This window comes from Kitasatospora sp. NPDC056184, from assembly GCF_042268405.1.
Classification (GTDB): domain Bacteria; phylum Actinomycetota; class Actinomycetes; order Streptomycetales; family Streptomycetaceae; genus Kitasatospora.
The window spans coordinates 155,960-177,277 of sequence record NZ_JBHJUI010000003.1; the positions used below are offsets into that span (position 1 = coordinate 155,960).

The window sequence follows — 21,318 nt, forward strand, 5'->3', positions numbered from 1 at the left end:
CCTTTTTTTTTTTTACCCGCCCACCACTTATTTCTACTTTTTTTTTGTGGTGGGCTGCTTTTTTTTTTTATAACACACTTCGTTTCTTATTCTATTTCCCCCCGGGTGCCCCCGGCCCCCCCCCCGGGCCCACACCGAACTTATCCAAGGAGTCCCTTGCGCCGCGTTTCCGGCTCTCCGGATATATCCGGGTTCGGCCACTTGGAATTGACCCATCCGGATATATCGGACATGAATGGAACAATTCCTGCCGGTTTCTCGGGCGGCGCGGCCCGGAATTCTCCCGATCACTGCTGGACAGATCACTCATATCGGCAGATGTCATGACAAGAGGAAGGCAAGCAGGAGGAAAGGACCATAACGCGCACCGGGCGGGCCGGAGCCCCCGCCCGGGAACTTGGCCGGATCAGGCGCGGGCGATCAGTTCTCCCGTCGACGGGGGCGCAGGGCGAGGCCGACGCCGACGGCCGCCACCAGCACGCCGAGCAGGGCCACCGGGCGTGACCACTCCCCCGCCCCGGTGTCGGCGAAGGCCGCCGGGAGGACGAGCGCCGAGGCCGCCACGGCGGCGAGCGCGTGGGCGGGCCGCGGGCGGCGGCGGTCCGGGCCGAAGGCGTCGAGGAGGAGCAGATAGCCGGTCAGCAGGACGGCGACGGCCGCGCCCCGCCAGACGGCGGGCTCGCCGACCGCGGCGAGCAGGACGCAGCCGGTCGCCAGCAGGGTGGTGCGCCGGGTGGCCAGGCGGGCCGGCCAGGTGGTGGGGCGGCGCGGCGGTTCGGGCGACGGCGGGGCCGCCCAGGTCGCCAGGGCGAGCAGGGCCACCACCCCGATCGGCCCGACCCGGGCGGCCGCGCCGTCCTCGGCGCCCACCCCGGCGGAGGCCAGCAACAGGGCATCGGCGACGAGGCGGAGCAGGGCCCGTTCCAGCCTCGGGGCCCACGGCAGCGCGGGGTCCGTCATCGGGAACCTCCTCCGATCCGGCGGCGCAGCAGCGGCGCGAGGGCGAGGTCGAGGGCCTCGCCGGGGGTGTACCGGGCGACGGGGACGCCGCGGGCGCGCAGGGCCGCGCGCATCGCCTCCCGTTCGGCGTGCCAGAGCCGCAGCGCCAGCGCGCCCGTCTCGTCGTCCGCTTCGACCACGGGCTCGCCGACCGGGATCTCCACCACGACCAGCGGGTTGCCGTGGTCGCCGACGCGGCCGAGTACGCCCAGGATCCGCTGGTCGGTGAGCGGCGTGAACGCGTAGACCAGGGCGTGGCCCGGCAGGGCGGGCAGCGGCAGCCGGGGCAGCGCGGGCCCGCGGTGGGCGCGGTCCTGGCGGACCTCCAACACGCTCTCGACCATCCGGTGGAGCTGGCGGTCGCCGCTCCCGGCGGTGAGCCAGCGCAGTTGCCCGCCGACCGCGATCAGGCCGACCCGGTCGTGCCGGCGCAGGTAGGCGCGGGTCAGTCCGGCGGCGGCGCGCAGGCTCTCGTCGAGGCTGGACAGCCCGGTGGCCGGGTCGTGGACGTCGTCGAAGGTGTCGAGCAGGACGACGGCGTCGGAGGCGCGTTCGGCGGCGAACTGGTTGATCTGGATGCTGCCGCGGCGGGTGGTGGAGGGCCAGTGGATGCGCCGCTGACGCTCGCCGTGGACGTACGGGCGGACGCCGACCACCTCGACGCCGGTGCCGTCGTGGCGGGTGGTGTGCTCGCCGAGCCGTTCGGGCAGCCGGACCGGGATCGGGGTGAGGCGGGCCGTGGCGGGCACCGGGAAGACGTCCGCCGTCCCGAGGTCGGTCCGTACGGTGCGGCGTGCCAGCGCGCCCGCGTCGTGGACGTCGATGTCGACGGCGCCCAGGCTCCAGCGGCCCCAGCTGTCGGCGCGCAGGGCGAGGTCCACGCCGGTGGGGCGCACGGTCAGCCCTTCCAGCGCGACGCCGGGGCCCAGGGCGATGGTGGGGTCGAGCGGGCCGATCCGACCGTCGTGCCGGATCTCGATGCGGACGGTGATGCGCTCGCCCTCGAAGCAGCGGCGCGGCTCCACGGTCGCGGTGGTGTCCAGGTCGGTGGGCCGGCTGCCGCCCGGGGCGGCCAGGGCCAGCAGCGCGGCCGGGGCGGCGGCCAGGGCGAGCAGCCAGCCGTGGCCGGTGACCAGGGCCGCCGCGGCGGCCACGGTGGCGACGGAGAGCAGCCGCAGGGTCCGCTCGGCGGCCCGCCAGTGCGGCGAGGGCGGGGTGCTGGGCAGGCCGTCCGCGGTGGCCCGGGCGCTGCGGACGATGATCCGGGCGGTCGCCGGGTCGGCGGGAGGCGGAGCGGTCACCGCGCGGCACCCTCGGGCGCCCCCGCGGGGGCCGCGACGGAGCGCGGCACGGTCTGCGGCGCCGGAACCCCGGCGACCACCCGGGCCAGCACCTCGTCCGCCTCGACCTGGCGCACCCACAACTCCGGCTTCAGTGTGACGCGGTGGGCCAGCGCGGGGACGGCGAGCGCCTTGACGTCCTCCGGGATCAGGTAGTCGCGGCCCTCCAGCATCGCGTGCGCGCGGGCGAGTTGCACCAGCGCGAGGCCGCCGCGCGGCGAGGCGCCGACCTGGATCTGCGGATCGTTGCGGGTGGCGTCGACCAGCGCGATGACGTAGTCGACGAGGTCGTCCTCGACCTCCACCCGCTCGACCGCGGCCCGCACGGCGAGCAGTTCGGCGGGACTGCTGACGGCGTCGAGGGCCGCCTCGGGGGCGGAGCGGTCCAGGCGGGCCCGCAGCATCGCGGCCTCCAGGCCGGTGGACAGGTACCCCATCCGCACCCGGAGCAGGAAGCGGTCCAGTTGGGCCTCGGGGAGGGAGTAGGTGCCCTCGTACTCGATCGGGTTGGCGGTGGCGATCACCGCGAAGGGCTGCGGGAGCCGGCGGGTGGCGCCGTCGACCGAGACCTGGCCCTCGGCCATCGCCTCCAGCAGCGCGGCCTGGGTCTTCGGCGGGGTGCGGTTGATCTCGTCGGCCAGCAGCAGCTGGGTGAAGAGCGGGCCGGGGCGGAACACCATCTCGCCGCTGCGCTGGTCGTAGAACGGCGCGCCGGTGACGTCCGAGGGCAGCAGGTCGGGCGTGAACTGGATCCGGCGGAAGTCCAGCCCGAGGGTGGTCGCGAACGAGCGGGCCAGCAGCGTCTTGCCGAGGCCCGGCAGGTCCTCGATCAGCACGTGGCCGCCGGCGACGATGCCCAGCATCACCAGGCGCAGCGCGTCGGGCTTGCCGACGACGGCGCGTTCGATCTCCTTCAGCACCGCGCGGGCGCGCTCCCCGGCCTGCTGGGGTGTCAGCGCACCGGGCCCGCCCGGGGCGGCCGGGTCGGTGCCCGGGTCGGCGGGGGCCTGCGGGACGGAGGTCATGGGGAATCTCCTGACGGGGACGGTCGGGCCGGGTGAGCGCGGGCGGCCCGGCGGTGGACTTGCCGAAGGAACGGCGCCGGAAGGACGCTCGACCGGACGGCCCCGGCCGACAAGGCCGGTGAGCCGATGATCCGACGAGCCGTAGGCGGATCGGCCGGCCGGCCGGCCGGCTACAGGGACTCCAGCCGGTCGACGAGGGCCCGCAGGACGTCCGGCGGAACGGCCCGGGCCGGAGGCTCGCCGACCGGGTCGATCCAGGGCCAGAGGCGGGCGCCGACCAGCTCCGCCGCCCGTTCCCGGTCGGCCGCGAGCGAGACGTGGTGGGCCTCCGACAGCCGGGCGGCGTACAGCCGTTGCAGCCGGCCGCGCAACAGCTGGGCGTCCCCGTCCGGCGCCAGCCCCTGCCGCACGGTCCAGCGCCAGTCGGCGAGGCCGGGCTCGTGCGAGTCCATCAGCCGCGGCCGGCGGCGCAGGCCCACGTCCAGGGCCCCGGCGCCGGCGACGTAGCGGCCGGTGAGCAGGGCGGCGACCCCGAGCAGGACCGCTCCGGCGACGGCCGCCGACCGACCGCCGACCAGGCCGAACACCACCTCGGCCAGCACGGCGACGACGGCCAGTTCGAGCAGGCTGTGCCGGACGGAGCCGGGCCAGGCCGGCTTCCGGCCCTCCTCGGAGGTCCCGGCGGGGCGGCGGGCGGTGCGGCGGGCGGGGGCACGGCTCATCGGTGGCTCCGGGGCGCGGCGACACGGTCGGACGCGGTCTGCCCGGCCCGGTCGGCCGCGGACGGCTCCCCGGCCGCGGCCAGCCGGGCGGCGATGGCGTCCAGGGCCGCGCGGGCCCGGCGCACATGGCCGTCGTCCATCGGGTGGGAGGAGTACCGGGCCTCCCGGAACAGCTCGGTGAGCGCGTACGCGGAGGCCCGGTCGACCCGGTCGTCCGCCACCGCCCGCTCCAACAGCTCCGCCGGGTTGTCGCTGACCTGCCGCTCCAGCCCGGAGGCGGCCAGCGAGGCCTCCATCGCGGCGTAGCAGGCGATCACGGCGGCCCGCGCGTCGGCGCCGTGCAGCGAGCGCCGGCCGGTGGCGACGGCGGCCGCGAGGGCGTCGTCCTCGGCGGCGCCGCCGATGACGACGCCGGGGAGCGAGCGCACCCGCCACGGGACGCGGTACCGGGTCAGCAGCATCCGGACCAGCGCCGCGAGCAGGAGGACCGCGGCAAGCACGGCGAGCACGTACAGCAGCGGGGCGAGCAGGTTGCCGTCATCGGCCGGCGGGCCGACCTGCGGAGGTTCCGTCGGGGCCGCCTCCGGCGGGGGCACGCCCCTCCGCTCCTCGGGTCCGTCCGGCTTCCGCACCCGGCTGTGGAGGAGCAGCGCCAGCAGCGGGACCAGCGCGGTGGCACCGGCCAGCAGCAGCACGGCGGCCTCGCGCAGGCGTTCGGCCCAGGGCGTCGGCCCGGCCAGGGAGCGGACCTCCTCGCGGAAGCGCGCCGCGAACCATCCGACGAGCCCGGCCCAGCCGAGGGCGATCAGCACCACGAGGCCGGTCGAGCCCACCACCGGGTCTCCGGGCGTCCCCAGGACGCCGCCGCCCGGGCGCAGCGCCGCGGCGGCGAGCAGCAGTCCACCGCCGACCAGCAGCAGCGGTACCGTCCGACCGCCGGCGGCTCCCCCGCCCGTCGGGCGGTGCCGGAGCCTGTCCGGTGACACATTCTCGGCCATGCAACCCCCGGTCCCCGCGCACGCGTTCGAGCAGGTGCGCGAAGCGTCGCACACCCACGGTCCCGCTGTCACCCCTGTTCCAGCGGGTGGGCCGCGGGCTCCGGGCGCTACGGCAGGCCCAGCAGCCGGGCCACCGCGCCCGCCGTGCCGGGGCCGTCCGCGTGGACGGCGGTGATGCCCAGCGCCTCGGCCGGGCCGAGGTTCACGGCGCGGTCGTCGACGAAGACGCAGGCCTCGCCGGGCAGGCCGAGCCGCTCCAGGGTGAGGCGGTAGATCTCCGGGTCCGGCTTGGCCAGGCCCTCCTCCCCGCTGATCACCCGGACGTCGAAGAGGTCCCGGACCCCGGTGGCGGTGTACGGGTTGTAGGGGTCGAAGCCGTAGGAGTTGGAGAGCAGGGCGACGGCGAGGCCCGCCGCGCGGGCCGCCCGCACCAGTTCCACCATCGCGGGGACGACCCGCACCTCCGCGTGCGCCCGGCCCATCAGGTCATCCGGGTCGACGCCGATCAGCGCGGCGGTACGGCGGTTCCACTCGCGCTGGGTGATCCGGCCCAGCTCCAGTTCCCCGTACAGCGCCCGCCCGACCGGGTCGTCCACCAGGGCGCGCCGCCAGGCGTCCGGCGCGAGGCCGCTGCGCGCGCACCAGCCGCGCACGGCGTCCCCGAGCGGGGTGGTCAGCACGCCCGCGAAGTCGACGATCAGGCCCCGGTACGCCACCGTCCCCACCCCTTCCGGCCGTCCGCCCGAATCCACCGCGCCACCGGGCGGGCCGCCCGTTGTCGGTGGGGTGTGCCACGCTACACGGGCCGGGGCGAGCGGGTGGCGTCCCCGGCCGCCGCCACCGATCGCCAGGGAGACCGCCGCCGTGCCCTCAGCCGCCGAGATGATCGCCCCCGACACCGTCGCCGGGCTCGCCCGCTGCCTGGCCCGGGCCGGCCGCGGCGCCGCCACGGACGCCCTCGACCGGTGCGGCGCGGCGCTGGACGGACTCGGCTTCAGCGAGCGCGTCGCCGCGGTCCGCGACGCCGTGCTCGCCGACCTCCCGCCCGACTACCCCGCGTTCGAACGGGTGCTGCGCGCGGCCCTGGACGACGGGGAGTTCACCGGCTGGATGACCTTCCCCGTCGGCGAGGCCGTCGCCGTCCGCGGCCTGGACGCCTTCGAACCGGCCCTCGCCCTGCTCGCCGCGCTCACCCCGCGGCTGACCTGCGAGAGCGCCGTCCGCCCGTTCCTGCGCGCCGACCAGGGGCGCGCGCTCGCCGTCGTACGGCGGTGGACGGCCGACCCGGACCCGCACGTCCGCCGCCTCGCCGGCGAGGGCACCCGGCCGCGGCTGCCCTGGGCGGCGCAACTCCCGGCGCTGATCGCCGATCCGGCGCCCGCCCTGCCGGTCCTCGACGCGCTGTACCGGGACACCTCGGAGTACGTCCGCCGCTCGGTCGCCAACCACCTCAACGACATCAGCCGCGACCACCCCGCCACCGCCGTCGGGACCGCCGCCCGCTGGCTCGCCGACCCGGCGCCGACCACCCTCCCGCTGGTCCGGCACGGCCTGCGCACCCTGATCAAGGCCGGCCGCCCCGAGGCGCTCGCCCTGCTCGGCCACCGGCCCGACGTCCCGGTCGCCGTCGAGGGACCGCACGTGCGCACCGCCGAGATCACGCTCGGCGAGGAGCTGGTGTTCGAGTACGCGGTGACCAACACCCACGACGAGAGCGCCAGCCTGGTCATCGACTACGTCGTCCACCACGTCAAGGCCAACGGCGGCCGGACGCCCAAGGTCTTCAAGCTCACCACCCGCTCGCTCGCGCCCGGCGAGACCTGGCGGGCCACCCGCCGGCACGCCGTCAAGCCGATCAGCACCCGGCGCTACCACGCGGGCGTGCACCTCCTGGAGCTCCAGGTCAACGGCCGCCGCCACGGGGAGGGTTCGTTCACCCTGCACCTGTGACGGGCCGCCGCTCCGCGGCCACCGCCAGGACGGCGTCCGCGAGTTCGCGGGCGGACCGGCCGTCCCCGGCGTCCAGCCCCACCAGCCCGAGCCGGTCCAGCTCGGCCGCCATCAACTCCTGGTAGCGGACGCTGCGGGCCAGGAACGCGTCCATCAGGTACCGCCCGTCCCCGGTCGCCTCCGCGTACCGCCCGTCGCGCCGGATCCGCTCCCGGATCACCGCCTCGTCGGCGGTGAGCCACAGCGCGGCGGTGTCCGGCCCGACCAGCCCTGCCACGGCGGCGGGCCACAGGGCCGAGCCCTCCAGGACGAGGCCGGGCCCGCCGCCCTCCGCCACCCGGCGCGTGACCAGCTCCTCGATCCGGGGCCGCAGCCGCGCGTAGTGGCCGAGCACCGAGGCGATCAACTCGTCCACCGACAACGTGCGGTAGTGCTCGGCGACGTGCGGCGGCACCTCCCACCCCGGCACCGGCCACGGCCGGCCCGGGTGGCGCGCCAGTGCGTCCGTCGACCGGCACTCGAAGCCGAGCCGCTCCGCCACCAGCCGGGCGACGGTCGACTTGCCGGTGTTCGACGTCCCCCCGATCAGCACCACCCGCAACACCTCGTCCGCCATGCCGCCGACTCTCCTCGTCTCCGTGGATCGAGACCGAACCTTGACCTCGACCGCCCGTTCCGGCGCCCTCGCCGCGCCGCCAGGAGGCCCCTTCCCGGCCACACGCGACGGCGCCGCCGCCGCGCGACCCCCACCCGCGGGGGACGGCGTCGGACCGCCCGCAACCGTACCCGGAACCACCCTCGCGGGCCTTTCGCGGCCGCCGGACCGGGGGTGAACGTACGCCCCCGAACTCCTAGGCTCGACGGTACCGAACCCCCGCCGGAAGGACCGCCCTTGAACCGCTCCGTCCGCTCCACCGACGACGTCCTCACCCTGCTCGACGAGCTCTTCGCGCCCGCCGCCGACCGCTGGACCGACCGGGCCGCCGACTGGTGGGACGACTTCTACGCCGACCGTTCCTCGGGGCGGCCGTTCTTCGTCGACGCCCCGGACGAGAACCTCGTCGCCCACCTCGACCGCGGCCTGCTCGCCCCCGGCGCACGGGTGCTGGACCTCGGCTGCGGAGCCGGCCGCAACGCCGACCACCTCGCCGCGCGCGGCTTCGAGGTGGACGCCGTCGACCTCTCCGCCACCGCCCTCGCCTGGGCGCACGAGCGGGCGCGGGCGGCGGACGTCGCACCGCGGTTCCACCACGGCAACATCTTCACCGTCGAACTCCCCCTCCCCCAGTACGACCTGGTCTACGACTCGGGCTGCCTGCACCATCTGCCGCCGCACCGCCGGATCAGCTACCTCGCACTGCTGGAGCGCGTCCTGGCACCCGGCGGGCACCTCGGCCTCACCTGCTTCGCGGCCGGCGCGATGGGCTCGGAGCTGCCCGACGCCGAGCTGTACCGCACCGGGCGGCTGGACGGCGGGCTCGCCTTCACCCCGGACGAACTCCGCTGGATCTTCGGCGACTTCACCGAGGTGGAGCTCCGCCCGATGGTGCCGCAGGAGCCCGGCGCGCCGCTGTTCGGCCTGCCCGTCCTGCTCACCGCGCTGTTCCGCAGGCCGCCCGCCGGGTGAGAGTCGCACCGGCGCGGGGTAGGAGGAGGGGCGGCCGGCCGTACCGGCCCGTGGAGCAGGGCGACAAGAGGGGACGGGACGCGATGTCCGCCGACGCAACACCGTGGGACGCCGCCGCCGGGCGCGGACTGGCCTTCCTGCACGGGTCGTTGGGGCCCGACGGGCTGCCGTCCGCACGACCCGGCACCGACCCGGAGCTGCGCGCGCCGCTCACCGGCGCCGAAGCCCGCCGGCACCTGCTCGTCACGCACGGGGTGGACCTCGGGTTCGACCCCGACCACGAGGGCCTCTCCGCGCTGTGGGGCCTCGCCCTGCTGCGGCCCGACGGCCAACGGCCCGAGGAGCGCGAACTGGTGGCCGTGCTGGCCCGGCAGGTCGAGAGGTACGGCCACCCGTGGCGACCGCGGTACCGCCTCTTCCCGCCCGGCGTGCCGTTCGCCGCCGACACCGGCAGCACCGCGCTCGCGCTGTCCGGGCTCGCCCGGCACGGCCTGATCGCACCGGACCAGCAGGACGCGGTCGCCCGTGAGCTGCTGGACACCCAGATCGGGCCGGACAACGGCCCGATACCGGCCTCCTGGGAGGACTCCGACCACACCTCCTCGCACGGCCGCCGCTACGACGCCGTCATCGCCGCCGACGTCCTGTCCGCGCTCCACCTCCCGGTCCCGGCGGGCCGGTTGCCGCACCCGGCGGCCGAGGCGACGCTCCGGTACGTCCAGCAGCACCTGACCGGCCCGCGCACCGGCACCCGGTACTACGCCTCCCCCGAGGCCTTCCTGCACGCCGCCGCCCGGGCGTCCACCCTCGTACCCGCACTCGCCGCACCGACCCGGCGGGCGGTCGAGCGCGGGACCACCCAGTTCGCCGACACCGCGGTCGAACTCGCGCTGCTGGTGCTCGCCGCCGAGTACACGGGCGCCGACGTGGACCTGCCCGGGCTGCGCCGGCGCCTCGCCGACGCCCAACTCCCGGACGGCTCCTGGCCCGCCGCCGGATACCTCCGCCTCGGGGACGCGCCGCTGTACTTCGGCTCGCCGCACCTCACCACGCTGTTCGCCGTCCGCGCCCTGCGCCCCGAGACACCGCCGGCGCGCTGACCGACGGCGGGGCGGGCCGGACGGCGGGGCAGGTCAGTCGGCGGGGCGGGTCAGTCGGCGAGGCTGAAGTCACCGCCGACCGGTGCGGCGATCGTGTCGGCGGCGACCAGGTCGGTGAAGGTCCGCACCGGGACGCTGCTGTCGATCGTGCCGCCGTCGCCGAGCTGCCCGGAGCCGTTGGCCCCCCAGGAGTGGACCTCGCCGTCGGCCAGCAGGACGACGCTGTGCTCGCGGCCGCCGGCCACCTGCCGCACCCCGGCCAGGCCCGGGACCGCCACGGGCGTGACCCGGAAGGTCGTGGTGCCGTCGCCGAGTTGGCCCGAGGTGTTCTGCCCCCAGGCCCTGAGCCGGTGGTCGCCCCCGGTGACGGCCAGGCTGTGGTGGCTGCCGGCCGCGATCCACGCGACCCCGCCGGACCAGCCGCCCCGGGTGTGGACCGGGGTGTAGCGGTTGATCGTGGTGTTGTCGCCGAGCTGGCCGGCAGCGTTGAAGCCCCAGGCCTTCACCGCGGACCCGCCGGTCACGGCGAGGCTGTGGTTGGCACCCGCCGCGATCCGGGTGGCCGCGTCCAGGCCGGCCACCCGGACCGGCGTGTTCCGGCCGGTCGAGGTCCCGTCGCCGAGCTGGCCGTTGGCGTTGTGGCCCCAGGCCCACACGGTGCCGTCCGCGCGCAGCGCCAGGCTGTGGTTGAGGCCGGCGGCGATCGCGATCACCTCGTCGAGGCGCCTGACCCGGGCCGGGACGCTGCTGTCGGCGGTGCCGCCGGTGCCGAGCTGCCCGTAGGTGTTCTGGCCCCAGGCGAGCACGGTGCCGTCCTCGCACAGCGCCAGGCTGTGCGTGCCGCCGGCGGCGATCTCGGTGGCGTCGCCCAGGTTGACGACCCAGTCGGGCGCGCCGCGGCCGGAGAGCGAGCCGTCGCCGAGCTGGCCGGAGCCGTTGGCGCCCCAGGACCGCACGCTGCCGTCGCCCAGCAGCGCCAGCCCGTGCCCCGTGGCCGGGCCGGCCCCGCCGGCGGCGGTCCTGACCACGTCGACGCCGGTCAGGCCGAGCACGGTGGTGGCCCTGGTGTGCAGGGCCGCCCAGGAGCCGTCGCCCAGCTGGCCGGCCCGGTTGTTGCCCCAGGCCTTGAGCCGCTTGTCCGCCACTTCGTCTCCCGGCATGTCGGTGCGCGGCCGCAGCGCCGCGCTCACGGATGTCGGCGGGGGCATCGGCTCCCGCGCGTAGCCAAACGGGTACCCACGGTATTCGTTCGCCTACGGCGGGCCAAGGACCCTCCGGCACACGGACAGGTGAAAGAAGCCGGCCCGCCCCGGCCCCCTCACGGCCCCGGCGAGGCGGCGCCGCCGTCGCGCAGCCGGCGCAGGAGCCCGTCCAGGTCGAGGCGGGTGCGCTCGCGGCCGGTCGGCACCAGGCTCTCGGTGCGGGCCAGGAAGTCGCGGACCCGGTCGGCCGGGGCGTGCAGGTCGACGCTGCCGTCCTCGCCGGTGAGGGTGATGAGGACGGACCCGGCGCGGGCGCCGGCGCCGGGCCGGACGCGGACGCTGCCCAGGCCGGACCGCCCGCGCAGGCCCGAGGCCAACAGCTCCCGGGCGAACACCCAGGTGATCGGCGTGGCGAGGTCGGTGTGGCTGTCCAGGAAGACGGCGTACGGGTCGGCGGTGCGGTAGCGCAGCCGGGCGGGGACGGCGAGGGTCAGGCCGGGGTGGACGACGACCCGGAGGTCGAGCGCGACCGCGCAGCCCTCGTCGGCGGCGCGCTGGGCGGGGACGCGCGGGGTCTCCTCCGTCATGACCGCCCCCGGGCGCGCAGAATCGTTTCTTCACAACCGCCACGGGCGGCAAGGTCAGGGCTCACGGCAGGAACAACGAGCCACCGCGGGTTCGGCAACCCGCGCCGCCGGCCGATCACCCGCGCGACGCCGGGACGGACCAGTCCGGCGGGCGACGCGCCGGGCCCCGGCCTAGGCTCCGGAACGGAACCACCCCCGGCGGCCTCGGAACGGAACCCCCATGCACCCTGTCGTACGCGGCGCCGGAGCCCTGGGCCTGGCCGTGACGCTGGCCGTGGCACTGACCGGCGGCCTCACCGCGTGCCGCAGCGGTTCCCCGGCGAGCTCCGCCAAGGTCGACCCGACCACCCCCGCGACCACCACCGCCGCACCGACCACCACCACGGCCTCCGCCGCGACCGTCCCGGCGCTGCCCGCCGCGCTCACCGGCCAGCAGCTCGCCTGGCAGGCCTGCCCCGCGCCGTCGGCCGCCCAGGGCGGCGGCCCGGCCCCGGGCACGCCGTGGGAGTGCGCCACCCTGAAGACCCCGCTGGACCACGCCGCGCCGACCGGCCGGACCGTCGACCTCGCGCTGATCCGGATGCGGGCCGCCGGCGGCGAGCCGAGGATCGGCTCGCTGATCTACAACTTCGGCGGCCCGGGCGCCTCCGGCGTCGTCACCCTGCCCGCCCTCGCCCAGGACTACGCCGACCTCAACGCCCGCTACGACCTGGTGGGCTTCGACCCCCGCGGGGTGGGCGACAGCGCGGGCGTGCGCTGCCTGGACGACGCCGCCACCGACGCCTCGGCCGCCGTCGACGGCTCGCCCGACGACACGGCCGAGGTGCGGGCGCTCGGCGAGGCCGTCGCCGCGTACGCCACCGCCTGCCGGAACAACTCGGGCGACGTCCTGCCCTACGTCGACACCGTCTCGACCGCCCGCGACCTCGACCTGCTGCGCCAGGTGCTCGGGGACGACAGGCTGCACTACTTCGGCCTCTCCTACGGCACCGAACTCGGCGGCGTCTACGCCCACCTGTACCCGCAGAACGTCGGCCGCCTGGTGATGGACGCGGTCGTCGACCCGACCCAGGACCCGGTGCAGAGCGCGCTCGGCCAGACCAAGGGCTTCCAGCTCGCGCTGGAGAACTTCATGACGGCCTGCGCCGAGCAGGCGGGCGCCGGCTGCCCGACCGGATCGGGCGGCGCGCAGGGCACCGAGCGGATCGCCACCCTCCTGCGGGGCCTGGACGCCGCCCCGCTGCCCGCCGACGGCGGCCGCACGCTCACCCAGGACCTCGCCGTCACCGGCATCGCCGCCGCGCTCTACAGCGAGGCGAGCTGGAACGCCCTCGCCGTCGGCCTCCAGGAGGCGATGCAGGGCGGCACCGGCACCACCCTGCTCGCACTCGCCGACGCCTACCTGGGCCGCGACGCGCAGGGCCGCTACAGCAACCTGTCCGCCGCCAACCGGGCCATCACCTGCGTCGACGACCGGCAGCGCTACACGGAGGCCGAGGTGCGGGAGCAGTTGCCGGCGTTCCGCCAGGCCTCCCCGGTCTTCGGCGACTTCGCCGCCTGGGGGCTGACCGCCTGCTCCGGCTGGCCGGTGGCCGGCCGGACCGACCACCCCGAGGTCAGCGCCCCCGGCGCGGCACCGATCGTGGTCATCGGCAACACCGGCGACCCGGCCACCCCGTACGAGGGGGCCCGCGCGATGGCGCGGCAGCTCGGCGCGGGCGTCGGCGTCACCGTCACCCTGCGCGGGCAGGGCCACGGCGGCTACGACACCGGCAACGCCTGCCTCAAGCAGACCGTCGACCGGTATCTGCTGGACGGCGTGGTGCCGCCCGACGACACCACGTGTACGTAACAAGCCGTCACCAACCTCACACCCCGGTCGGGGACTTCACCGCGCGACGCCCTACCGTGGGCCCCGGAAAGGGGACCACATGACCGCCAACCCGCCACCGCTGCAGGGCAACCGCCGTCTCCTCGACCCCGCGCACCCGTTCACCGAACGGGTCGCCCGGCTGGTCCGGGACTGGGAGGACGACGGCCGGGCCGGCTACCGCCTGGTCGACGGGCGGGCGTTGCTCGCCCTCTACTGCTGGCACCTGGACGCCACCCGGCGCGGCACCGCCGACGGCGACCCGGCCACCACGGCGTACGTCGCCGCGGCCTTCGCCGCCAACGGGGGCACCGACGGCTGGGACGCGCTGCTGCGCGAGCGGGCCGACTGCACCTGCCACGGCCAGAGTTGGCGGCTGGAGAACATCTCGATCTGTCTGGGCTGCCTGCGCTACGTCTGCTACCGGGTCGACGGCCCCTGCTGCCCGGACGCGCGCATCGTCGGCTGAGCGCCGGGCGGCACGCCGTCCACGCCACCGACCGCCTCCCCCGCCCGATCTCCCGCCCGATCTTCCGCCCGCTCCCCCGCCCGATCCCCCGTCAGCAGGCGGGCCAGCAGCGCGGCCGGCCCCTCCGGCAGGGCGCCGTGGACGAGTTCGGTGCGGTGCACCAGCCGGGGCTCACGGACCGGGACGGCCGCCACGCCCGGTGCGTCGGCCAGCACGGCGGCGGGCAGCAGGGCCAGCCCGTGACCGGCGGCCACCAGGACGAGCAGCCCGCGGACGTCGGTGCCCAGGTAGCGGACGGCCGGGCGGTAGCCGTCGACGGCGGTGGCGGCGCGCAGCCGCGCCCCCGTCGGGGCGAGGCCGGGGGCGTCCAGCCAGCGGGCGGCGGACAGGTCGGCGAGCGCCTGCCCGCGGCGCCCGGCGAGCGGATGGCCGGCCGGCACGGCGACGGCGAGCGGCTGCTCCGCGACCGCGACGGTGACGAGCGGGCCCACGTCGGGCAGCGGCAGCGGATCGGAGGGGGCTGCCGGACCGTCCACCAGCGCGAGGTCGACGGCGCCGGTGGCGACCTCGGCGGGCAGGACGTCCTGGCCCAGCACCCTGAGCGTCAGATCCACCGCCGGATACACCCGGCGCACCTCGGCGAGCGCACGCCCCACCTCCGCCCCGAGCGCCAGCGGCGTGGCCCCGACGGTGAGGCAGGAGCTGGGGGCACCCGCCAGGCGGGCGATGTCGGCGCGCGCCGCGTCGATCCGCAGCAGCAGGGCGGAGGCGTGCTCCACCAGCCGCGCGCCCGCCTCGGTCGGACCGACCGGACGGCGGTGCAGCACCGCCGTACCGAGGTCCGTCTCCAGCGCGGCGATCTGCTGGGAGACCGCGGACTGGGTGTAGCCGAGCGCGCGGGCCGCCTCGGAGAACGAACCCAGCCGGACCACGGTGACGAAGGTGCGCAGCTGCTGCGGCTCCACGCGCCATCACCTCCACTGATCGAGGAGTAAGGAATCATCGTTGGCGCTGATCCCGCGCCGCCGGTCAGGATAGCCGCATGACGCATCCCGTTCCCCGCCTCGCCCTGGTCGGCGACCGCTCGGCCGCCGTCCGCTCGCACACCCGCATCCCCGCCCTGCTGGACGCGCTCGCCGACCGCGACCAGCTCGTCCTGGACGCCTACTGGATCCCCACCGGGGACGCCGCCGCCCCCGGCGCGCTGGACGGCTTCGACGCCGTCTGGCTGCTCCCCGGCAGCCCGTACCGCAGCGAGGACGGCGCGGTGGCCGCCGTCCGCACCGCCCGCGAGCGGCGGATCCCCTTTCTCGGCACCTGCGCCGGCTTCCAGCACGCGGTGCTGGAGTACGCCCGCCACGTCTGCGGCATCGGCACCGCCGCGCACAGCGAGAACCGGCCCGGCGGGAACCAGCCCGGCGGGGACCGGCCCGGCGAGGCGGACCTGGTGATCGTCCCGCTCAGCTGCTCCCTGGTGGGCCACGAGGGAGCCGTGCGCCTGACGCCCGGCTCGCTGGCCGAACGCGTGCTCGGCGCGCCGCGCACGGTGGAGCGCTACCACTGCGCGTACGGGCTGAACGACGCCTACCTGGAGCGGCTGCGCGCGGGCGGCCTGCGGTTCAGCGGCGCGGACGACTCCGGGCAGCTGCGGATCCTGGAACTGCCTTCCGAGGCGCACCCGTTCTTCCTGGCCTCGCTGTTCCAGCCGGAGCTGGCCGGGGACGGCACCCGGGCCCACCCGATGATCCGAGCCCTCGCCGCCGCGGCGGCAGCCCACACCGCGGCGGCGACCGCCGGCGTCAGCGGCGGGCGGTGAGCCGCTCCCACACCTCGGCGACGCGGGGCGCGAGCTCCTCCAGCCGGCCGCTGTTGTCGATCACCAGATCGGCGATCGCCAACCGGTCGGCCCGGCTCGCCTGGGCGGCCATCCGGGCCCGGGCCTCCTCCTCGGTCATGCCGCGCAGCCGGACCAGCCGCTCGACCCGCACCTCGTCCGCCGCGTCGACCACGACCACCCGGTCGTAGAGCGGCCCGAGCCCGTTCTCGGCGAGCAGCGGGACGTCGTGCACCACCACCGCGTCCGGCGCGGCCGCCGCCTCCAGCTCGGCGGACCGCGCCCGGACCAGCGGGTGGACGATCGCGTTCAGCGCCCGCAGCCGCGCCGGGTCGGCGAAGACGATCGCGCCGAGCGCCGGCCGGTCCAGCGAGCCGTCCGCCGCGAGCACGCCCGCGCCGAACTCCTCGACCACGGCCTTGAGGCCCGGCGTGCCGGGGGCGACCACCTCGCGGGCGATCACGTCCGAGTCCACGATCACCGCGCCGTGCGCCGCGAGCAGCCGCGACACCTCGCTCTTGCCCGCGCCGATGCCGCCCGTCAGTCCGATCTTCAGCATGGCGCCAGGCTAGCTTGTCAGCCGACAACTACAGCTTGTCAGCTGACAAGAACCGCCCCGTCACCCCAGATCGAGGCTCTCGCCCGGGCCCAGGGTGCGCAGCTCCGCGCCGGTGCCCGGGCCACCGGGGCCGACCAGGCGGGTGTGCACGGCGAGGCCGACCGGGCTGAGCACCGCGTCGTGCACCGGGACGGCCTGCCGCGGCCCGGCCTCGCGGACGTAGTCGATCAGCTCGCCGACCTTGGTCCACGGCGCGGCGATCGGCAGCAGCAGGGTGTCCACCGGCCCCGGCGGGACGGTCAGCGCGTCACCGGGGTGGAAGAGCCGCCCGTCGAAGAGGAACCCGATGTTGCGCACCCGCGGGATGTCCGGGTGGATCACCGCGTGCCACTCGCCGTGCACCGTGACGCCGATCCCGCCGAGGTCGAAGGCATCGTCCTCGCCGACCGCGGTCACCCGCCGGCCGACGCCCGCGAGCGCCCGGGCGACGTCCGGGTTGGTCCACACCCGCAGCGCCGGGTCGGCCTCCAGCGCGGCCCGCAGCGGGGCCTCGTCGAAGTGGTCGGCGTGCTCGTGGGTGATCAGGACGGCGTCCGCGCCCGCCAGCGCGGCGGGATCGGTGAACATCCCGGGGTCGACGACGACGGTCGTCCCCGCGTGCTCCAGGCGTACGCAGGCATGTCCGAACTTGGTGATCCGCATGCCTGGCACGGTACTCCCGGACCGTTACGGCGCGGTGGCGGCCAGCTCCTTCGGGGCGGCGGGCCGCTGGGCCGGCAGCACCGCCGGATCGATCTCCGGCAGCTCGACGTGCTCGCTGAGCCCGAACCGGTCGTGCAGCCTGCGCAGCGGGGCCGGCGCCCACCAGTTGAACTCGCCGAACAGGCTCATCGCGGCGGGCACCAGCAGGCAGCGCACCAGGGTCGCGTCGACCGCCACGGCGACGGCCAGCGCGATGCCCATCTGCTTGACCATCAGCATGTCGCCGAGGGCGAAGCCGGCGAAGACGATCACCATCAGCAGCGCCGCCGAGGTGATGATCCGCCCACTGCGCTGGACGCCCAGCTCCACCGCCCGGGTGCAGCTGTGGCCCTTGTCCCGCAGTTCCTTGATCCGGGCGAGCAGGAACACCTCGTAGTCCATCGACAACCCGAAGGCGAAGGCGAACACCAGCACCGGGATGAAGGTCTCCAGGCCGCCGGTCGGGCTGAAGCCGAGCAGTCCGCTGAACCAGCCGTCCTGGAAGACCAGGGTGAGCGCGCCGAGCGAGGCGCCCAGCGAGAGCAGGTTCATCAGCAGGGCCTTGACCGGCATCACCACCGAGCCGGTCATCAGGAAGAGCAGGACCAGCGTGCCGAGGGCGACCAGGCCGAGGGCGATCGGCCCCCGGGTGCGCAGTTCGTCCTGGAAGTCGACCACCGAGGCCGCTCCGCCGGTCACCTGGGTGGTGAGCCCGCCGCGGTCCGCGCGCAGTTCCTTGACCACCTGCTTGGCCTGCCCGCCCTGCGGGTCGCCGTGCACCAGGACGTCGATGGTGGAGACGGTGTCGCTCACCGGGGTGACGGCGCGCACGCCGCTGACGCCCGGCAGCTTGGCCACCACGTCGTCCGCGTACGCCTGGGCGACGGTGGCGCCGCTCTCCACGACGACCGTGATCGGGGCCGCGGAGGCCTGCGGGAAGCGCTGGTCGATCGTCTCGGCGACCTGCCGGCCGGCCGAGGAGGCGGGCAGCACGGAGGCACCGGAGTTGCGCATCTCGGCGTGCAGGAACGGCGCGCCGGCCGCCATCAGCAGCGCGGTGCAGACCAGCGCCACGGGCACCGCCCGCTTGCCGACCCGGCGCACGGTCCGGCTGAAGAAGCCCTCGTCGGGGACGGGCGCGGTGGGCGTCTTGATCCGGCCGCCGGCGAAGCCGAGCAGGGCGGGAACGAGGGTCAGCGCGGCGGCGACCGCGATCACCACGACGCTGACCCCGGCCGCCGAGACGGCGGCGAGCACCGGGCTGGTGAAGACGAACAGGCCGGAGAGCGCGACGGCGACGGTCAGCCCGGAGAAGGCGACGGTGCGCCCGGCCGTGGCGGCGGTCCGCTCGACGGCGGCGGCGATCGGGGCGCCGTGGCCGCGTTCCTCGCGGAAACGGTTCACCATGAGCAGCGCGTAGTCGATGGACAGGCCGAGGCCCAGCACGGTGGCGATCGGCAGCACGCTGGTGTCGATGTCCATGATCCGGCTGAAGCCGAACATGGCCAGCAGCGCGCCGCCGACCGAGGCCACGGCGCCGATCACCGGCAGGCTCGCGGCGGCCAGGCCGCCGAAGACCAGCACCATGACGATCAGGGTGAGCGGCAGGGTGACCATCTCGCCGAAGCGGGTGTCCTTCTCGGTCTGCTTCTTGACCTCGTCCTGGAGCACCAGGTCCCCGCCGACGGTCACCTTCGCGCCATTCGCGCCGGCCTCCCCGGAAATGGCCGAAAGTCGCTGGTTCACGGCGGCGGTCTGGGCGGAGGTGCTGGTGTCGGACATCCGCACCGAGACCAGGCTCGCGGTGCCGTCGGCCGAGCGGAGCGCGGCGGCGCCCGGGCCGGGGCCGTAGGCGTCGGTGGCCGAGGAGACCCCGGGGAGGGCCGCGATCTCGGCGGTGGCGCGGGTGACGGCGTCCCGGACTCCGGCGTCGTCCACCGGCCGGCCGTCCACCACGGCGGTGACGGTGCCCATGGCCGGGTCGGCGGCGGCGACGACGGCGCTGCCGCGGTCCGCCTCGGAGGCGGAGGAGGAGGCGCCGGCCACCGAGCCCTCGAAGACCCGCCCGCCGATCAGCACGCCTATCACCAGCACGACCGCCCAGAAGCCGAGCACCCAGCGACGCTGCCGGTAGCAGAACCGGCCGAGGGCGGCGAGGCGCCCGCCGACCTGCGGTTCGGCGGACTGGTGGGGGGCGGCAGAGGACACGGCGGAGCGACGGCTCATGTGCGGGGGTGCCTAGCGTGCGGGGCCGGGTGAGCGGCCCATCGGGCAACTCCTCCCAAGGTAGGCGTGAATTCCCGAATCACCCATAGACGGGCAATGAGCCCCTCATCACAAAAATCCTTCACATAAGAAACACATAATGAAGGTCGAAAAACAATGAACCCCGCTCGGAAACCGAGCGGGGTTCATCGGTGACGCTATGCGCTAGTCACGCACCAGCGGGGCAGAGCCTCAGCTCTGGCCGCCGGCCAGCTTCTCGCGCAGGGCGGCCAGGGCCTCGTCCGAGGCCAGGGCGCCGGAGCCCTCGTCGCTGCTGGACGAGTAGGAGCCACCCGCGGCGGCGGCGACGGCGTCGCCACCCTCCGCAGCGGCCTCCGCGTCGGCCTCGCGGCTCTTGATGACCTGGGCCTGGTGCTGCTCGAAGCGGGACTGGGCCTCGGCGTACTGCCGCTCCCACTCCTCACGCTGCTTCTCGTAGCCGGCCAGCCAGTCGTTCGCCTCGGGGTCGAAGCCCTCCGGGTAGATGTAGTTGCCCTGGTCGTCGTAGGACGCCGCCATGCCGTACAGGGTCGGGTCGAACTCGACCTCGGCCGGGTTGGCACCCAGCGCCTCGTTGGCCTGCTTCAGCGAGAGGCTGATGCGACGACGCTCGAGGTCGATGTCGATGACCTTGACGAAGATCTCGTCGCCGACCTGGACGACCTGCTCCGGGATCTCGACGTGGCGCTCGGCCAGCTCGGAGATGTGGACCAGACCCTCGATGCCCTCGTCCACGCGGACGAACGCACCGAACGGAACCAGCTTGGTGACCTTACCCGGAACGACCTGGCCGATCTGGTGGGTACGGGCGAACTGCTGCCACGGGTCCTCCTGGGTCGCCTTCAGCGACAGGGAGACGCGCTCGCGGTCCATGTCCACGTCGAGAACCTCGACGGTGACCTCCTGGCCGACCTCGACAACCTCGGACGGGTGGTCGATGTGCTTCCAGGACAGCTCGGAGACGTGCACCAGGCCGTCGACGCCACCCAGGTCCACGAAGGCACCGAAGTTGACGATCGAGGAGACGACGCCGGAGCGCACCTGGCCCTTCTGCAGGGTGGTGAGGAAGGTCTGGCGGACCTCGCTCTGGGTCTGCTCGAGCCAGGCACGGCGGGACAGGACCACGTTGTTGCGGTTCTTGTCCAGCTCGATGATCTTGGCCTCGAGCTCCTTGCCCACGTAGGGCTGGAGGTCGCGGACGCGACGCATCTCGACCAGCGACGCCGGGAGGAAGCCACGGAGGCCGATGTCGAGGATGAGACCACCCTTGACGACCTCGATGACGGTACCGGTGACGATGCCGTCCTCTTCCTTGATCTTCTCGATCGTGCCCCAGGCACGCTCGTACTGAGCGCGCTTCTTGGACAGGATGAGACGACCCTCCTTGTCCTCCTTCTGGAGAACCAGGGCCTCGATGTTGTCGCCGACGGCGACGACCTCGTGCGGGTCGACGTCGTGCTTGATCGACAGCTCGCGGGACGGGATGACGCCCTCGGTCTTGTAACCGATGTCGAGGAGGACCTCGTCACGGTCGACCTTCACGATGACGCCCTCGACGATGTCGCCATCGTTGAAGTACTTGATGGTCTCGTCAATCGCGGCCAGGAACGCCTCGGCGTCGCCGATGTCGTTGAGCGCGACCTGCGGGGTGGTGCTGAGGGAGGAGTCGGTGGGGCTCGTCATTAGGAAAAGGGCTCCGGTACGGACATGAAAGTCGTAGGTAATGCCACGCGGAGGGCCCGTATCGCTCCCACCGAAAGCCGGACAGCCAAGAACACGGAGCACCGGGATTCCCGTGACAACGGGAGATCGGCGTCCGTCTTGCGACCGTGGGGTCTTCGACAGATGCGAGCGCGACCTGCTCCGTCCGAGGCGCGCAGGCCCGCAGCGCAACTTGTAGCATACGGGGACGGCCAGGCACGGTCAACGCCAGAAACGGCAAGACGGTGGAGCCCGGTATGGAACAGGCCATATCCTCCGATTGCGCACCTCAACGGGTGGCGGCCGCTGGAAGGACCTTCCCCGGATGC

Annotated in this window: 20 protein-coding genes; 6 read left to right on the forward strand and 14 right to left on the reverse strand. The window is 75.0% G+C overall.

The genetic code is table 11. The features are described 5' to 3' along the window. Positions 1 to 420: 420 nt before the first annotated feature. The 6 genes from ACFC0B_RS08405 to ACFC0B_RS08430 form a co-directional block, all read right to left on the reverse strand. Entirely contained in the window at positions 421 to 960 is a 540-nt protein-coding gene (locus ACFC0B_RS08405) for a hypothetical protein (protein WP_376083846.1), read from the reverse strand. After that, a complete protein-coding gene (locus ACFC0B_RS08410; protein ID WP_376083848.1) occupies positions 957 to 2,300 on the reverse strand; it encodes a DUF58 domain-containing protein in 1,344 nt (447 codons plus the stop codon). Before ACFC0B_RS08410 ends, ACFC0B_RS08405 begins: the two co-directional genes overlap by 4 nt. Then, complete coding sequence (locus tag ACFC0B_RS08415; protein WP_376083850.1) at positions 2,297 to 3,364, reverse strand: AAA family ATPase; 1,068 nt, start codon at positions 3,362 to 3,364, stop codon at positions 2,297 to 2,299. Before ACFC0B_RS08415 ends, ACFC0B_RS08410 begins: the two co-directional genes overlap by 4 nt. 170 nt (positions 3,365 to 3,534) lie before the next feature. Next, complete coding sequence (locus ACFC0B_RS08420; RefSeq protein ID WP_376083852.1) at positions 3,535 to 4,086, reverse strand: hypothetical protein; 552 nt, start codon at positions 4,084 to 4,086, stop codon at positions 3,535 to 3,537. After that, positions 4,083 to 5,084, reverse strand: coding sequence for a DUF4129 domain-containing protein (locus tag ACFC0B_RS08425; protein WP_376083854.1), 1,002 nt, complete (start codon positions 5,082 to 5,084; stop codon positions 4,083 to 4,085). Before ACFC0B_RS08425 ends, ACFC0B_RS08420 begins: the two co-directional genes overlap by 4 nt. Before the next feature lie 107 nt (positions 5,085 to 5,191). Then, on the reverse strand, positions 5,192 to 5,800 hold the full coding sequence (locus ACFC0B_RS08430) for an HAD-IA family hydrolase (RefSeq protein WP_376083856.1): 609 nt from the start codon (positions 5,798 to 5,800) through the stop codon (positions 5,192 to 5,194). 148 nt (positions 5,801 to 5,948) lie between these two features. Here ACFC0B_RS08430 and ACFC0B_RS08435 point away from each other — a divergent pair, with 148 nt between their 5' ends. After that, the gene (locus ACFC0B_RS08435; protein ID WP_376083858.1) at positions 5,949 to 7,034 is read left to right on the forward strand and encodes a DNA alkylation repair protein; all 1,086 of its coding nucleotides are present in this window, start codon (positions 5,949 to 5,951) and stop codon (positions 7,032 to 7,034) included. On the opposite strand, the gene ACFC0B_RS08440 is transcribed toward ACFC0B_RS08435, so the two are convergent. After that, positions 7,018 to 7,650, reverse strand: coding sequence for a hypothetical protein (locus ACFC0B_RS08440; RefSeq protein ID WP_376083860.1), 633 nt, complete (start codon positions 7,648 to 7,650; stop codon positions 7,018 to 7,020). The genes ACFC0B_RS08435 and ACFC0B_RS08440 overlap by 17 nt on opposite strands. A 276-nt stretch (positions 7,651 to 7,926) precedes the next feature. Between ACFC0B_RS08440 and ACFC0B_RS08445 the strand changes: the two genes are divergently transcribed. Continuing rightward, positions 7,927 to 8,661, forward strand: a complete 735-nt coding sequence (locus ACFC0B_RS08445; protein WP_376083862.1) for a class I SAM-dependent methyltransferase — start codon at positions 7,927 to 7,929, stop codon at positions 8,659 to 8,661. 83 nt (positions 8,662 to 8,744) lie between these two features. Beyond that, positions 8,745 to 9,761, forward strand: a complete 1,017-nt coding sequence (locus ACFC0B_RS08450) for a hypothetical protein (protein WP_376083864.1) — start codon at positions 8,745 to 8,747, stop codon at positions 9,759 to 9,761. Between the two features lie 50 nt (positions 9,762 to 9,811). Here ACFC0B_RS08450 and ACFC0B_RS08455 read toward each other — a convergent pair whose 3' ends face one another. Together ACFC0B_RS08455 and ACFC0B_RS08460 are read right to left on the reverse strand one after the other, a co-directional pair. Next, on the reverse strand, positions 9,812 to 10,906 hold the full coding sequence (locus ACFC0B_RS08455; protein WP_376083866.1) for an RCC1 domain-containing protein: 1,095 nt from the start codon (positions 10,904 to 10,906) through the stop codon (positions 9,812 to 9,814). 173 nt (positions 10,907 to 11,079) lie between these two features. Further along, positions 11,080 to 11,550 (reverse strand): SsgA family sporulation/cell division regulator, encoded by a 471-nt coding sequence (locus ACFC0B_RS08460; RefSeq protein WP_376083868.1) that lies wholly within the window; start codon positions 11,548 to 11,550, stop codon positions 11,080 to 11,082. A 220-nt stretch (positions 11,551 to 11,770) separates the two neighbouring features. Here ACFC0B_RS08460 and ACFC0B_RS08465 point away from each other — a divergent pair, with 220 nt between their 5' ends. Beyond that, positions 11,771 to 13,402 (forward strand): alpha/beta hydrolase, encoded by a 1,632-nt coding sequence (locus ACFC0B_RS08465; protein ID WP_376083870.1) that lies wholly within the window; start codon positions 11,771 to 11,773, stop codon positions 13,400 to 13,402. A gap of 79 nt (positions 13,403 to 13,481) precedes the next feature. Continuing rightward, on the forward strand, positions 13,482 to 13,889 hold the full coding sequence (locus ACFC0B_RS08470) for a hypothetical protein (RefSeq protein ID WP_376083872.1): 408 nt from the start codon (positions 13,482 to 13,484) through the stop codon (positions 13,887 to 13,889). Here the strand turns inward: ACFC0B_RS08470 and ACFC0B_RS08475 are convergent. Beyond that, a complete protein-coding gene (locus ACFC0B_RS08475) occupies positions 13,841 to 14,854 on the reverse strand; it encodes a LysR family transcriptional regulator (protein ID WP_376083874.1) in 1,014 nt (337 codons plus the stop codon). The two genes, ACFC0B_RS08470 and ACFC0B_RS08475, sit on opposite strands and share 49 nt — an antisense overlap. A 77-nt stretch (positions 14,855 to 14,931) precedes the next feature. On the opposite strand from ACFC0B_RS08475, the gene ACFC0B_RS08480 reads away from it, so the two are divergent. Then, on the forward strand, positions 14,932 to 15,705 hold the full coding sequence (locus ACFC0B_RS08480) for a hypothetical protein (protein ID WP_376083876.1): 774 nt from the start codon (positions 14,932 to 14,934) through the stop codon (positions 15,703 to 15,705). Here the strand turns inward: ACFC0B_RS08480 and coaE are convergent. The 4 genes from coaE to rpsA form a co-directional block, all read right to left on the reverse strand. Further along, on the reverse strand, positions 15,689 to 16,282 hold the full coding sequence (gene coaE / locus ACFC0B_RS08485; RefSeq protein ID WP_376083878.1) for a dephospho-CoA kinase: 594 nt from the start codon (positions 16,280 to 16,282) through the stop codon (positions 15,689 to 15,691). The two genes, ACFC0B_RS08480 and coaE, sit on opposite strands and share 17 nt — an antisense overlap. Before the next feature lie 60 nt (positions 16,283 to 16,342). After that, positions 16,343 to 16,984: an MBL fold metallo-hydrolase gene (locus ACFC0B_RS08490; RefSeq protein ID WP_376083880.1), complete on the reverse strand. Its 642-nt coding sequence runs from the start codon at positions 16,982 to 16,984 to the stop codon at positions 16,343 to 16,345. A 24-nt stretch (positions 16,985 to 17,008) separates the two neighbouring features. Further along, a complete protein-coding gene (locus ACFC0B_RS08495) occupies positions 17,009 to 19,249 on the reverse strand; it encodes an MMPL family transporter (RefSeq protein ID WP_376083882.1) in 2,241 nt (746 codons plus the stop codon). A gap of 231 nt (positions 19,250 to 19,480) precedes the next feature. Then, positions 19,481 to 20,971 (reverse strand): 30S ribosomal protein S1, encoded by a 1,491-nt coding sequence (rpsA, locus tag ACFC0B_RS08500; protein WP_376083884.1) that lies wholly within the window; start codon positions 20,969 to 20,971, stop codon positions 19,481 to 19,483. Between the last annotated feature and the right edge of the window lie 347 nt (positions 20,972 to 21,318).